Genomic DNA, 13,523 nt, shown 5'->3' with positions numbered 1-13,523 from the left:
AGTCGGCCGCGAGATTCATGATTTCCTGGCGACAGCAGAACCGGGAGACGACCGGCTTTGGATCGTCCCTTCGCCGAAGGCGGGCGTCACGATTTCCCGACCCACGACGTCGTACACCGTCCGCCTCACGTGGACATGCCATACCTGGCCACTCCTCTGGATATGGGCCGGTCGAGACGAGGACCGCTACTACCTCGGCGTTGAGCCGGCATCGAGCGACGAATCAGGCACTGTATTCGCCAAGCAGAAGGGCAGGGTCCTTCGCGGGACTGTTCAACTGGCCGTGTCCTGCGATCGATTCGCTCCTGGCAACTGACGACTCAGGATTGAGGATCCCTTTTGGGTCGAGTGCGTGCTTGATCTCACCGTGAAGGCTGAAGGCCACGGGATCGAGTTCCCGCTTCAGCCATCCCATCTTGAGCCTGCCAACCCCGTGCTCACCGGTGATGGTGCCTCCAAGGCCTAGCGCCGCAGCGGTGATGCGGTCGAAGGCCGCCGCAGCGAGGTCGCACTGCTCGGGCTCAGAGGCGTCGTAGATGATCGTTGGATGCAGGTTCCCGTCTCCTGCATGCCCGAACACCCCGATACGGAGTCCTGTGTCGTCTGAGATCTGCTCAATCGACTCAAGAAGCTCAGCGATCCGGTGGCACGGAACGCACACGTCGTCCAGCAGCCAGTCTCCCAACCGCTCGAGCGCAGGCAACGCCATACGCCTGGCCTCGAGCAACATGTCGGCCTCCTGCGGACTTTCACTTCGGATCAAATCGTCCGCTCCAGCAGCAGCACAAAGCGACTCGATCCGCGCGAGGATCGAATCGTCGGCGTCATCGATCTGAACCAGGAGAAGCGCGGCACAATCCTCAAGGCCCATGGGAACGAGCTGATTGACAGCCTGAATGGTGGTTCGATCAAGGATCTCCAACAGGGATGGCCGTAGGCCCTCGGCGACGATGGCTGTCACTACTCGTCCTGCGGCACCAAGATCAGCGAACGTAGCCGCGAGGGTCTGGAGCGGGCCGCTCGGCTGTGACCTCAGGCGCACAGTCACCTCGGTAACCACGCCGAGCGTCCCCTCCGATCCAACAAACAGGCTCGTGAGGTCCAGACCTGCGACTCCCTTGACGGTTCGACCACCGGTGCGAAGTATCTGACCGTCCGCGAGGACGATCTCAAGTGCTTCGACGAAGTCTCCGGTGACCCCGTACTTCACACAACACATGCCTCCTGCATTCGTGGCGACGTTGCCCCCGATCGAGCAAAACTCCACGCTCCCAGGATCCGGCGGGTAGAAGAGGCCCACTGCCGACACGGCGGAACGCAGTTGGGCAGTGATCACTCCCGGCTCGACGACGGCGAGGTGCTCCCTGGCGTCGAGGTCCTTGATGCGGTTCATTCGATGCAACGACAAGACCACACCACCTGCCACTGCGTTTGCTCCCCCACTGAGTCCGCTGCCCAGCCCTCGGGGGACGACAGGAACACCGTGGCTGCTCGCCCATTTCAGGCAGGTGGAGACCTCCGCTGTGGTCGCCGGTGCGAGCACGGCGATCGGCAACCCGGACTCCGTTAGCCGTGACTGATCCCGGCAATATCCGGCCATGATGTCCGGATCCGTGATGACCAGATGCGGTGCGTGGCCGCGAAGGTCGTCCAGCAACCCAGCCACGTCCTAGCCTTTCAGCGAACCGGAGAAGATTCCGCGTACGAGGTATCGCTGCGCCCAGATGAATGCGATGGCAATCGGTAGTACCGCCACGACACCGATCAGCGCTGCCTCTGGCCGGCGGATGGGCAGCGACGCGCCACCCAAGGAAGGGTTCAAGGCGGGACTGCTCGCGACTAGAGATCCAATTCCCACCGGAAGGTTGTACAAAGACTCCTTGCTGAGCATGACGTACGGCAGGAAGTAATTGTTCCAACTGGCCACGAAACAAAAGAACAGCACCAGACCGACTATGGGGCGTGCGAGCGGCAGAGCAACGCTGGTGAACACGCGAAGCTCCGAACAGCCGTCGAGCTTGGCAGCCTCCAGGAGCTCAAGCGGAAGGCTCGTGGAGAAGTACACGAATGCGAGATAGACACCGAACGGGAAGAACGCGGACGGGAGAATAACTGCCCACGCCGTGTCCGTGAGACCGAGGAAGTTGACCTCCAAGAAGAGTGGCAGCACGAGAGCCGTCGGCGGCACGACCATGGAGATCAATGTCGCCATCAACAAGGTGCGCCGTCCGGGTACGTCCTTTACCGCAAGTGCGTACCCAGCCGGGATCGCAGCGACGATCGTCAGGATCAAAGCTGCCCCGGTATAGATGATCGTGTTCCAAATCCACGAGTAGACGACACCGTTGTTGTAGTCGGCGAGGTTGGACCACGCGTCAGCGATCGCACCGAAGCGGCCGAAGGAAAGCGGGCTATCCCCCACGAGCTCACCGTCGGATTTCGTGGGCGCCAAGAGCAGCCATAGCAAGGGAACCGCGCAATAGAGGCCAAAACCAAGCAGCACGACATTGCGGAGTACACCTCCCCACGGCTTGGAGTGGGTCATGGTCCGGCTCATGCCTTCGCCTCGCTTTCGAAGAAATCAGTGAAGACGATCAACGCGACAGCAGCCAATGTCGCGACCAAGAGGAGCAGTACAGAGATCGCGGCGGCTCCGCCGAAATCCCCATCCGTGAACGCGTACTCATACGACAGCTGGTTCGGCGACCACCATGGGCTGCCGGCCGTGTTCGTCACCGAATAGATCAGATGAGGCTCTACGAAGATTTGGAGGCCAACCGAGATCGACATGATGACCATGTACCAGACGTACTTTCTGACAAGTGGCAGCTTGATCCAGAGTGCGATCCTCAGCGGCCCACACCCGTCGAGTCGAGCCGACTCCATGAGGTCGTCCGGGACGTTCTGAAGCGCTCCGAACATGATGATGATCCATTGCCCGGCCCCGGTCGTGAAAGCGATGACGGCGAAGACCCAGGGAAGATTGCCGCTGACAAACACGTCGCTGCCGGTCTCAAATCCCATCGATCTCAGCGCTGGACCGAACGGACTCAGCTCCGGCGTCAGCATGAAGTACCAAAGGATCACGCTCGCCGACCCAGTGACTGCGGCAGGGAGAAAAAAGATCAGTCGCATGGCACCACTGAACCTGCTCTGCTTCTCATGCAGTAGCAATGCAAGCACGACCACTCCCACCACCATGACTGGCAACCAGATGCCCATGAAGATGGCCACGTGCGTCACCGACGGCCAAAAGCGAAAATCGTCCAGGAGACGGCCGAAGTTCTGAAGGCCTAGCCCACCCCCTTCTGTTCGTTCATCTACGAGGGACTCGTAGAGCGCGTAGAACGTCGGCCCGATCCCGAAGGCGAGCAACAACAGGACGTACGGCACCACGAACAGCGACGACGCCAAATCTCGACGTTCGCGCCTTCGCCGTCTCGGTGGTGTCACACCGCCCTGAAGGTCAACCTTGGAACCCAGGCCAATGGGAGCTGGTGGGACCGAGCTCACCGCTTGCATGTTGACGCGCTGACTCATGATGCTCGTCTCATTTTCGTCCGTGGTGATCGGCTGGGGTGTGGCTCGGTGATGCTAGACCGAGCCACACCCCCGCCCTGGCGAGTCCTACTTGACTGCGTATCCAACAGATTGAGCCAAGCTCCTCAACTGGGTCTGCAGTGTCGGGAGGGCGTCCGTGACTGACCCGCCGCTACGCACGGATTGCACGATCGTCGCAGTTACGGCGTCGTCGACGCTGTACCGCGTGTTGGAGACAACCGGATTGATCAGACTGGCCTGAGCCTGAAGTACGGCAAACGGGTTCGTCGCGTAGAACTTGTCCGTCTCGAGCCGCTTGCCCCATGCCTCCGCGGCAGGCACGAATGCTGGGTAGGTCGCGGCCTTCGCCTGGTAAGTCGTGTCGGTGGCCATCCAGGTTGCGATCTTGACGGCATCGTCAACGTTCTTCGAGTGCTTCGAAACGATGTAAACTCCGCCCCCGCTCGCTCCCGAGTAGTTGGCCTTGGCCCCAGGCCAGGTCGGGTACGCAGCCGCAGCGAGCCTGCCGGGCTTCGTGTGGAATCCTCCCTCGGGTTTGAAGACAAAGTCGCCGTACCATGCAGCACTGGGGAGCATGAGGATCTTGCCCTGCTGGCCCAGTTTGGTGACACCGGGGTCGAAGGGTCCCTCACGGGACACCGAGCCCGCGTCGATCAGGTTGTCCAACATCGTGGCGACTCGCGTGCACTCCTCCGCCTCGGTATCGATGCGGACTTCCTTGGCGGCCACAGCCTCCTGCAACGGGCACCCGCTCGACCACAGGAAGTCGTTGTAGACGTGCTTGAATCCAGCGGTCCCGACGATGTAGCCGGGATGTTCCTTCGCGACTCGCTCGCCCAACGCCTCATACTCGGGCCACGTTTTCGGAACCTCGTAGCCGAACTTGTCCATGAGTTTTGTGTCATACCAGAGGACCGATTGCGCGAGATCGTTCTTGAGGCAGTAGACCCCGCCGTCGATCTGACAATCCGTGTTCGTCGTCTTGAAGCCGGCGACCACGTCATCCGACAAGTGGCTCTTCAGATTGAGCGCAAAGTCGTAAAGGGGACTGTTGAGGGCTGCCGCGTCTGAGGGGGTCTGGCTGAAGATGACGTCAGGCCAGCCCTTCTTCGTGCGGTTGAAGAGTTGAATCTTTGTCAGCAGCGATGCAGGGTCGAAGGTTTCGATCTTCATCTTGATGTCGGGATTTTCCTTCTGGAACTGCTTGAACCCGACCTGGCGTTCAGCGTCGGTCCACACCAAGATCGTCCCATCGCTTGCCTTGTCGTCTGACCCCCCCGAACAGGCCGTGAGGCCGACCAGTCCCATACTCATTACGAGGCCAAGGACAAGCCTCTTGCGGCGTACTCGGTTCATTTAACTTTCCCTTCATCGGTGTTGGCAGATCGCACGTCGTCGGATGATTCAGTGTCGAAAAGCTGGTCCCAGCTGGCAGGTTCGAAGGCGATGAGTTGACGCGCCCGAGACGTGTCGTAGGCCGAGGACCCGGCAGCTATCTCGCGTGTGAAACGAGTCTCGGGATAAGTGCTCCGGACGTACTCCTGTACGTCGATCCCACCTAGGGACGAGTCGGCACACACGTTCAGCACGTGAAATCCTTCAATCTCTCGTTCCAGCCCGAGCCGGACGGCGCGCGCCGCATCCGAGAGCGACAAGTAGCCCCACAGCTCGCGCGATCCGAGTGATGGATCCTCGACGATCGCTGCCGCCCTGGCCGAGAGATATGTCGGGTCCCCCATGTCCGGGAAGCGGTAGGCGAGGACCGTCATTCCGTGCTGCTGGCTGATGACCCGACCAGTCGCTTCGTCCACCTGCTTGCTGAGGGCGTACGGATCGCGAATTTGGAGCGGCGAATCCTCCGTAATCGGGAGTTCTAGCGGCGCCTGGTTGATGCGACCCCAGACCAGTCCGAGAATCGAAATGCTCGATGCAATGACGGCGGCGCGGACGCCGGCGCTCGCCGCAGCATCGAGAACATTGAAGGTCGTGACCGTGTTGTTCGTGAACACCTCTGAGTCGGGATGCTCCCACGGACGGGAGATCGCGGCGAGGTGAACGAGGGCGTCACAATCTGCGAAGCAGCTTTCGAGCCCTTCGCGCGATGTGAGATCGCGAGACGTCACCAGCGAAGATCCAATCGGCCCCACACCACGGTCGAGCCCGCGGACATCGTGGCCCCACCGCACGAGCTCGTCCACGACTGCCGTGCCGACCAACCCCAGCGCACCTGTCACGACGACTCTCATGAGTTGCCCACTTCTGCCGTTGGGCGGGCGATGAGACTCGTCACAACACGCCGAACTTTCTGAACGCTTCGCTGGCTGACATCCCGTCACGCAAAGCGGCTCTCATCTCCGACTCCCGACCGCGCTTCTCGAGTGCCGCTGGAATGACCGATTCCACGAGATTCCCGGGCACGATCACGACGCCGTCTTCGTCAGCGACAACGAGATCCCCTGTTGCGATCACGACGCCGTGCATCGACACGGCGAGATCAAGAGCATCGACATCATCTCGACCCAAGGAGTCCAGCGGTGAGCATCCAGCCGCGAAGGTCGGAAGCCCGAGTCGCTCAAGTTCGGCCTGGTCGCGCGTCAAACCGTCGAGCAAAACGCCCTTGGCACCAGCTGCCACAACCGCGGTGCCGAGCAGGCCGCCGAACAGGCCGCTGCTCTGCCGACCATCGCTGGCGAGCACCAACACATCGTCGCTCTGGAGACTGTCAATGCCTTTGAGTAACAAGGCATACGGTTCAGCAGGCGACTCCCCGACCGGTCGAACTCTCGCGGTCCTTGCCCTACCCACAACTCTCGGCGGCCCAGCGACGCAACCGATGCCGGGGCTCAGCACTTGGTTGCGGTAGCCGAGGTGGTCCAATATGTCACTGACAACTGCGGTATGCAGATGATCGGCAACCTCGGCGTAGTCGCGCGAGCCGTTCGACATTAAGAGTCTCCCTTGTTCCAGTGGATAGAATCTTAACATCATACAGTGGAACACGTGAAGGTTTCTGGAACGGTTTCTCAGATCGCTTCTGCCGCTTCTTGCTGCAATGCTCGCTTATCGGGCCAGCGCGGATCCGACCGCTGTTCCGCCAAGTGGACCAAGAGCGTATTCTGCGTCTGGGCGGAGAACCCACGGATCGAGCTGAGCAAGGGGAACAATGACGTACGAGTCCGACAGCGGTCTGAGATCCGTCGATCGTGTCTGCGACATTCTTGAGGCTCTGGCCGCCTCGCGCGGTGGCGACTCACTCACCGCCATCTCCAAGCGCTGTCATCTCGCCAAAGGATCGACTCATCGGTATCTGACCGCGCTCGAGGCCCGAGGGTATGTGGAGAGGTCACCAGACGGCACTCTGTACAGGCTTGGGCGGGGTTTGAAACTTCTTCAGGTCAGTCACCTAGAGAGTCTCACCGAGCGGAGCGTGCACCACCTCGAGAAGCTTCGCGATCAGTACGGATACACGGCCAACCTGGGACTCTTGGAGAATGACAGCGTCGTGTACTTGGCGATTGTCGAGAGCGCCGCATCGATGCGAATCGCGAGCCGGCCAGGCGATCGAGAGCCCTTGCACTGCACAGCGCTGGGCAAAGCGCTCCTCGCAACCATGCCCGAAGATCAGGCCGATCAACTGATCGCGCACATCGACCTTACGGCTCGGACGGATCGAACAATCACCAAGCGCTCGGTGCTGAAGAGCGACGTCCAGCAATCGCGGCTACGGGGCTACGCAATCGATGACTGCGAAAACGAAGTCGGCGGCCGATGTGTGGCTGTGGCATTGCCCGGGGATTCTGGAGCCGCTATCAGCATGAGTGCGCCTGCCGCGCATTTCAGCATGGACGAAGTGCCGACGGTCGCCGAAGCGCTGATGGCGACCGCGAAACTAATCACCGAGTAGGGGCCGAACCCTTCGGCCTCCGTCGGTCGATCCCATCGCCGACCGGTCGTGGCCGACCACCGAAGCGCGGGGTCACTATCTTCCCAGCCGGAGAAGACATTTCGACGGAAAGCAACCGCCCGTCAAGATCGTGCGGCGAGGGATTCGACGTTACCTGGGCCGAGGTGATGTACATCGTGTCGCCATCCTGTCCCCCGATTGCGCAGGACGTCGGGTACATCACTGGAAGGTTGACCCGCTGCACTATCTTCCCGTCCGCATCGAGTTCGAGAATTGTTCCTCCACCCCACATCGCGACCCACAGATGCCCTGCGCGGTCGACCGCGCAACCGTCGGGCAAGCCCTCTTCCTCAGAGAACCTCACGAGTACTCGGCACTTGGAGAGGTCTCCCCCTTCGGGGTCGAAAGAGTAGGCCCGAATGGTCCTGTCAAGGCTGTCTACCAGGTAGAACTCATAGCCATCTGGTGACCACCCCAGCCCATTGGGCAGCCCCAGCCCGTCGAGAACCCTCGTGAGCGACCAATCGGTGTCCAGGCGGTAGAGGCATCCGCGGCCCGGCGTGGGGACTTTGGCGGTCGTGCCGAACCACAGACGACCGCATGCATCTGGCCGGGCGTCATTGCAGCGTTCGTCGGATGCGAGTACTGGAGGTATGTCGACGACTGGGCCTTCGCCGTGCAGCACCCCGATGCCGGTCTCGTGGGCTACCACTCGGTCGCCGGATTCCATCGGCCATACCGCCCCGATCTGCTTGCCGACTGACACCACATTGGTCTTAGCAGTCAGAGGGTCAGTCCTCAGGATCCTGCCTTCGGCCAGGTCAATCCAATGGATGTTTTCTGTCGACGAGTCCCAAAAGGGCCCCTCGCCAAGTGACGCGCGCATCTGACCTATTGGCCGAAGTGTTGAAGGATCCACTACCTACGCCTCAAGCACGGCGTCGACCAGAGGAAAGACCGCCGGCGCTCGATGAAACTCGAGGGTCTCCAGGCGCGGGGTGCTGGCGCCGGGCAAATCGAGGAAGATGGCGTTGGCGTATCTCCCGTGCCATCCGCTACGGAAAAGGTTCGCGGATCGCACTTCCACTGCCGCAATCCCGTCCAATGACACTCCGAAGCTCTCGTATCCCGCAGGATCGAAGGTGGGCGTCGGCTCTTCCGTCACAAGGACTCGGTGATGACCGCACTGCAACACGGCCCAGGCGCCGACGGAGACGTCCTGTCCCTCCATGACGGCTCCGTTGAGACGCACTGAGCCAGAACCCCTGTCCAGGAGCACCGCCTCCAACGAAAGGGGCCGTGCCCATCGGGTCTCGAGAGAGGCACCTACGACGGTCTCGAGCAGATCATTTGGTGCGAGACTCTGGCACATTCGGGCCACATCAGGATCGACCAGTGTCAATAGGCAGGGAGGCGTGCTCGCCGACTTCAAGACCGACCTAAGAAGCAGCGGGCTGTCCGCCGCGGCGCCAGCTGTGGGCGAATCTGAGGAATGAACGAGCAGGGTGAGCCCATGGGCCATCTCAAAACTGCGGGAAGCGCGAGCGATCGCTTCCTCGACAGGAACGAGTTCGACCGCGAACTGGTGTCGCCGGCCCCAAATGTTGGTTGCAATCTCTTCCGCGATAGACATCGCAGCCTCCCTGTCACCGAGATGCGTGACAGTCACGGCAAGGCCGAGTTCTTCTACGTCCAACCAGGGTTGCACGGGGAAGATCGACACATCGAGGATTGAGTCGCTGATCGCCTGCTCCGCGAGTCGGACAGCTTCGACGAGCGGGCCGTCGGTCGTACTCTGGCTCTCCGCCGGCACGAGCATTGGCCTTTTCGCAGCAACCGTTTCAACGATCTCCGGGTCATTGAGAATCGCCTTCATGATCCTCGCCGCCTGCGCTCCAGTCTTGCTTTGGTCGATGTGGGGATAGGTCTTGAACCCCACGACAGCGTCACAGCCTTCGATCATCGACGCCGTCACGTTCGCGTGGAGGTCAAGGGTTACGACGATTGGGCACGAGTGTCCGACAACTGCACGCGCCGCAGCAACAAGATCCGAATCGGCACAATCCGACGCCTCTGAGGCCAAGGCACCATGGAGGCAGAGCACGACACCATCAAGCTCGCCAGCGGCCAGAAGGGTCGACTGCAGGTGATCAATCAGGACAAGCAAGGTTTCGTCTGTAAGGCGTCCACTCGCGAGAGCCCAGGCCCTGACAAGAGGTACCGGTGCAATACCGTCACTTTCGAGCTGCTCGACTGCACCCGTGAACTCGCAGTTCACCCCAGCCGTGCGGCGGATCGCCTCGTCCCCGAACCACAAGCCCTGACTGGTGAAATTGTCGATGCCCGTGAGGTTTGGGGCGAAGGTATTCGTCTCCTGAATGATGCTCGCAACCCCGACCCGGAGAGTGGTCACGATCAGAACTTCGGGAGGCGGGGAATGAACGAGGGGTCGCCTGGATCGCTGAACTCGCTGGCCTCGCCGACCTTGCGGTGGTGCTCGGCGTATCGCTGAAGCTTGTCCGGATCGAGCTCCACGCCGAGGCCCGGACCCGTAGGCACGGTGAGCCGACCCTCCTCGAAGACGAAAGGTTCAGCGATGACGTCATCGCTCTGCTCAGGGAGGTGCGAGTCGATGCTGTGACTGATCCCGGGCTCTGCGGCTGCAAGGTGCAGGATCGCTGCAGTCGAGATACCGAGTTCCCGGTCGCTGTGCATACTCATTCCCATATTGAAGGTCTCGCAGCACTTGGCGAGTTGCAGGACTGCCAGCGGTCCGCCCCAGAAGTGAACGTCGCCGAGCACGATGTCCACGCCTCGCACCTGCGCCGCGATGGGGAACTGCTCGAAGTTGACCAAAGCCATGTTCGTCGCGAGCGGCACGCGCACACGGTCGCGCACCAGCGACATACCTTGCAAACCCCACGTGGGGTCCTCGCAGAACTCTATGTCGTGACCCTCGATCGCGTTGAGGAATCGAATGGAGGTCTCCACTGACCAGACTCCATTCGGATCCAGTCGCAGGTAACGCATACGGCCAGCCAGCCGCTCGCGCGTCATCTCGACCGACTTCAGCTCCTCGTCAGGGTGCAGCACCCCGTTCTTAAGCTTCACATCGCGGAAACCATGCGTTTCGACTAGCTCCTCCGCGTGGTCGACAATGCCCTCAGCGCGGTCTCCCGCGCCAACATGATTCGGCGAGTCGTAACGGTAGAACGCGTACGCGGCGAATTCCACACTGGGTTTCTGCGCCCCTCCCCACAGGTCAGAACAGCTCTTCCCCAGAGCCTTGCCCATCAGATCCCAGCACGCCATCTCAACGGCAGCGCCGGCGAGCTTCGCGGCTCCGACCAGCGCCAGCTGCTCACTCGTCATGCGAAAGATCCCGAACCGGCGGGCAATCTTCCAAACGTCGAAGGGGTCCACTCCCAGGACGAGGTCTTCATGGAGTTTGAGCGCGTTGACCACTTCGTCGCCTCCGCGGGTCTCACCGATGCCGACGAGGCCTTCATCCGTCATGAGCTCCACAATGACGCGGGTCGTCGTGGTCTCGACCCCGAACGACCAGCGAACCGGTTTAACGAGCGGAACGGTGATGGGGGTGGCCTTTATCGAGACGATCTTCATAGCGTTCTCCCTAAGCTGATTTGAAAAGTGGACTGGAAACGGCAAGTTCGTCAAGCTCGCGCCACAGGCCGAGGTGGTCGACCGGCGCTGCGAAACGGCGTGCGGTTTCACGAATCTCGGCGGGAGCTCGGGCTCCGACGATCACGCGTTCGACGGCCGGGTGTCTGAGCGGGAACTGCAACGCGGCCTGAGGCAGGACAGCGCCGTAGTCTCGGCAGAGATTCGCCATCTGATCTGCGAGATCGAGCATCGCAGTAGACGCTTCTGCATAGTCGAAGCTCGCAGCGCGACGGACCACAGGTTCTGCGAGGATTCCGGAGTTGTACGGAGCCGCGCAATAGACGGCGATTCCCTTGGCCGCACAGGCGTCCAGAGCAGCCTCCCCCGTGCGATCGAGGAGCGTCCACCGACCGGCCAGCATCACCACGTCTACCAACCCATCCTCAGCGAAGGCAGACGCAGTCACCGCGCTGTTCGTGGCCACACCAACGCGGCGAGCCACTCCCGCTCGTTTCAGGTCGAGCGCTGCCCACACGCCCTCGTCACGCGCCTGAGGCATGTGACCTTCAGGGTCGTGGAGGAAGATCGTGTCCAACGCATCGATTTGCAGTCTCGCAAGGCTTTCTTCGCAGCTGCGTTTGATACCGGCAGCGCTGAAGTCGAACCGTCGCCGGAGGACGTCCGAGACCGCGAATCCGCCGGCGGGAAGGTCTGACCCGGTCGGCGAAGGGTTCGGCTCCAGAACTCGACCCACCTTTGTCATGACTCGAAGCCCCGTGACGCCGATGTCCTTTATCGCCTGACCCAGTCGCTCTTCGGCGAGCCCGAGTCCGTAGTGCGGCGCCGTGTCGAAAACCTCGAGACCACTCTCGATCGCCGCGCCGACGGTGTCGCGGGCCGCATCATCTGAGACGGCCTCGCGCAAGTTCCCGATGCCTGCCGTCCCCATACCCAGTGAGGCAGGAGAATGTGTCCGTTCCGACCCATTCATTCGGGCACGACCAAGCTCATCGTTCCACCGTCAGCCTCGAGGGCGGCGCCCGTGTTTGGACCGTTGCGCGGATCGGCGAGAGACCACACACCTCGCGCGCCATGATCGGTCGAGACCAGCCGCCCGGTGAGCCGCCGACTCTCCAAAGCGCCCTCAGTACGCGGGAACTCCCCTCTCTCAGTCGCCCGGCGAATCTCCGGGATTCGCTCACAGCTGCTCGCGTCGATGTCGACCGGGCCAGACAGGTCAGGCCAGACACCCGCCTCAACTGAGACGACAGAGCGCTCGAGTACTAGCGCTCCGGCACGTGCGAACGTCATGAAGCTCCTTCGGAGGGATTGTGAGAACTGACTAGAGGCGAGCGAACTCGGGAAGGCCTACTCCTGGTCCTTCAGGGGCCAGGACCAGGCCCTGGTCGGTCACGGCCAGCTCACGCCTCACGGGATTCGACGTGACAAGAGACTCGTAGTAGGTGCAGCTCGGAATCGACATGCACAGATGCTGACTCTCGATCCCTGGGGCGTGAACCTCCGCACGCAGCATGTGAGCCTCGGCGAGATGGGCCGTGCGTAGGGCGCCTGTGAACCCGCCCTTGTACATGGAGCTCGTCCGCACATAGGTCGCGCAGCCTGACCGGATGAAGTCTGCGGCGTTGTAGTGGCTGCCGTCCGAGGTCTCTGCCACGAGAAGCGGGGCACGCGTTTTGGTCGCGAGTACTTCATACGCACCGATGCTGGCCTCTCGCATCGGTTCTTCGTACCACCGGTAGCCGGCGCTGGCGATCGCATCACCGAGGTAGACCGCGTCGGCCAGGTCGAATCCAGCCGAGCCGTCGTACATCAGGTCGACGTCGTCGCCAACATGCTCTCTTAACCGGACGCAGAGTTCAGCGTCAGCTCGCGCATTGCCCCATGCGTGAAGTTTGATCGCCTTATAGCCCAGTGCCAAACATTGATCCGCCACGTCAAGAAATTCGGCGACGTCACCAAACGTGCTGGTCGACGCGTAAGCCGGTATTTCTCGCCGGTATCCACCCATCAACTCGTACGCAGGGACCCCATACCGCCGTCCAGCCATGTCCCACAACGCGACGTCCACGACGCCCAACGTGTAGATCGGGAGCTCCTCGATTCTGTCGGCTTCCCACACCAGGTGCCACAGCCACTCCCGCAACGAGGCGTCCTTGCCGATCAACGCATCACGAAGGACACGGTCAACGATGTCGCTGAAGATCGGCCCTCGCACGCAGTACGCCTCGCCTACATGGCCGCTCTCGGTCTCGATTCGGAGGACACCGGCTGACGTCACGCCCCGCGGCGAGGACATCAGGCCAGCTCGCCAGTGAAACTGCGGCTCGGCTGGCGGCACGTCCACCAGGCGTACGTCTACAGATGAGATCAGCACTGCGATCTCCCTTCGAATCGGTTTCCCGGAGCGAGCGTG

General features: G+C 61.6%; 12 protein-coding genes. 1 reads left to right on the top strand and 11 read right to left on the bottom strand.

All coding sequences use genetic code 11. From position 1 onward, the window contains the following. Nucleotides 1–223: 223 nt before the first annotated feature. The 6 genes from ASE12_RS15910 to ASE12_RS19860 all read right to left on the bottom strand — a co-directional run bounded on the left by ASE12_RS15910 (nucleotide 224) and on the right by ASE12_RS19860 (nucleotide 6,507). Nucleotides 224–1,666 carry an FAD-binding oxidoreductase gene (locus tag ASE12_RS15910; RefSeq protein ID WP_235508928.1) on the bottom strand — a complete coding sequence of 481 codons (1,443 nt, stop codon included), beginning with the start codon at nucleotides 1,664–1,666 and terminating at the stop codon, nucleotides 224–226. 3 nt (nucleotides 1,667–1,669) lie between these two features. Continuing rightward, the gene (locus tag ASE12_RS15905) at nucleotides 1,670–2,557 is read right to left on the bottom strand and encodes a carbohydrate ABC transporter permease (protein WP_200955040.1); all 888 of its coding nucleotides are present in this window, start codon (nucleotides 2,555–2,557) and stop codon (nucleotides 1,670–1,672) included. Further along, nucleotides 2,554–3,540, bottom strand: a complete 987-nt coding sequence (locus ASE12_RS15900) for a carbohydrate ABC transporter permease (RefSeq protein ID WP_157412992.1) — start codon at nucleotides 3,538–3,540, stop codon at nucleotides 2,554–2,556. Before ASE12_RS15900 ends, ASE12_RS15905 begins: the two co-directional genes overlap by 4 nt. Before the next feature lie 87 nt (nucleotides 3,541–3,627). Next, the gene (locus tag ASE12_RS15895; protein ID WP_082582331.1) at nucleotides 3,628–4,917 is read right to left on the bottom strand and encodes an ABC transporter substrate-binding protein; all 1,290 of its coding nucleotides are present in this window, start codon (nucleotides 4,915–4,917) and stop codon (nucleotides 3,628–3,630) included. Further along, a complete protein-coding gene (locus ASE12_RS15890; RefSeq protein ID WP_082582330.1) occupies nucleotides 4,914–5,807 on the bottom strand; it encodes an NAD(P)-dependent oxidoreductase in 894 nt (297 codons plus the stop codon). Before ASE12_RS15890 ends, ASE12_RS15895 begins: the two co-directional genes overlap by 4 nt. 40 nt (nucleotides 5,808–5,847) lie before the next feature. Continuing rightward, a complete protein-coding gene (locus ASE12_RS19860; RefSeq protein ID WP_162255508.1) occupies nucleotides 5,848–6,507 on the bottom strand; it encodes an RraA family protein in 660 nt (219 codons plus the stop codon). A gap of 217 nt (nucleotides 6,508–6,724) precedes the next feature. Between ASE12_RS19860 and ASE12_RS15880 the strand changes: the two genes are divergently transcribed. Then, nucleotides 6,725–7,465, top strand: a complete 741-nt coding sequence (locus ASE12_RS15880; protein ID WP_056402746.1) for an IclR family transcriptional regulator — start codon at nucleotides 6,725–6,727, stop codon at nucleotides 7,463–7,465. Here the strand turns inward: ASE12_RS15880 and ASE12_RS19855 are convergent. The 5 genes from ASE12_RS19855 to ASE12_RS15860 all read right to left on the bottom strand — a co-directional run bounded on the left by ASE12_RS19855 (nucleotide 7,455) and on the right by ASE12_RS15860 (nucleotide 13,484). Beyond that, nucleotides 7,455–8,351 (bottom strand): SMP-30/gluconolactonase/LRE family protein, encoded by an 897-nt coding sequence (locus tag ASE12_RS19855; RefSeq protein ID WP_082582328.1) that lies wholly within the window; start codon nucleotides 8,349–8,351, stop codon nucleotides 7,455–7,457. The genes ASE12_RS15880 and ASE12_RS19855 overlap by 11 nt on opposite strands. A 36-nt stretch (nucleotides 8,352–8,387) precedes the next feature. Beyond that, complete coding sequence (locus ASE12_RS15875) at nucleotides 8,388–9,878, bottom strand: M81 family metallopeptidase (protein ID WP_056402743.1); 1,491 nt, start codon at nucleotides 9,876–9,878, stop codon at nucleotides 8,388–8,390. Nucleotides 9,879–9,880: 2 nt separating this feature from the next. Beyond that, nucleotides 9,881–11,089, bottom strand: a complete 1,209-nt coding sequence (locus ASE12_RS15870) for an enolase C-terminal domain-like protein (RefSeq protein ID WP_056402740.1) — start codon at nucleotides 11,087–11,089, stop codon at nucleotides 9,881–9,883. A 10-nt stretch (nucleotides 11,090–11,099) separates the two neighbouring features. Continuing rightward, nucleotides 11,100–12,038: an aldo/keto reductase gene (locus ASE12_RS15865; RefSeq protein WP_056402739.1), complete on the bottom strand. Its 939-nt coding sequence runs from the start codon at nucleotides 12,036–12,038 to the stop codon at nucleotides 11,100–11,102. Between the two features lie 393 nt (nucleotides 12,039–12,431). After that, entirely contained in the window at nucleotides 12,432–13,484 is a 1,053-nt protein-coding gene (locus tag ASE12_RS15860) for an enolase C-terminal domain-like protein (protein WP_056402735.1), read from the bottom strand. Nucleotides 13,485–13,523 lie beyond the last annotated feature (39 nt).

Origin of the sequence: Aeromicrobium sp. Root236 (assembly GCF_001428805.1) — a bacterium.
Lineage (GTDB): Bacteria > Actinomycetota > Actinomycetes > Propionibacteriales > Nocardioidaceae > Aeromicrobium.
Note: the sequence above shows the minus strand (reverse complement) of the source record. Positions and strands in the feature narration are given on the sequence as shown.

Coding starts and splice junctions, on each gene's coding strand:
- ASE12_RS15905 (WP_200955040.1), bottom strand. CDS start 2,557: ATGAGCCGGACCATGACCCACTCCAAGCCGTGGGGAGGTGTACTCCGC.
- ASE12_RS15900 (WP_157412992.1), bottom strand. CDS start 3,540: ATGAGTCAGCGCGTCAACATGCAAGCGGTGAGCTCGGTCCCACCAGCT.
- ASE12_RS15895 (WP_082582331.1), bottom strand. CDS start 4,917: ATGAACCGAGTACGCCGCAAGAGGCTTGTCCTTGGCCTCGTAATGAGT.
- ASE12_RS15890 (WP_082582330.1), bottom strand. CDS start 5,807: ATGAGAGTCGTCGTGACAGGTGCGCTGGGGTTGGTCGGCACGGCAGTC.
- ASE12_RS19860 (WP_162255508.1), bottom strand. CDS start 6,507: ATGTCGAACGGCTCGCGCGACTACGCCGAGGTTGCCGATCATCTGCAT.
- ASE12_RS15880 (WP_056402746.1), top strand. CDS start 6,725: ATGACGTACGAGTCCGACAGCGGTCTGAGATCCGTCGATCGTGTCTGC.
- ASE12_RS19855 (WP_082582328.1), bottom strand. CDS start 8,351: ATGCGCGCGTCACTTGGCGAGGGGCCCTTTTGGGACTCGTCGACAGAA.
- ASE12_RS15870 (WP_056402740.1), bottom strand. CDS start 11,089: ATGAAGATCGTCTCGATAAAGGCCACCCCCATCACCGTTCCGCTCGTT.
- ASE12_RS15865 (WP_056402739.1), bottom strand. CDS start 12,038: ATGGGGACGGCAGGCATCGGGAACTTGCGCGAGGCCGTCTCAGATGAT.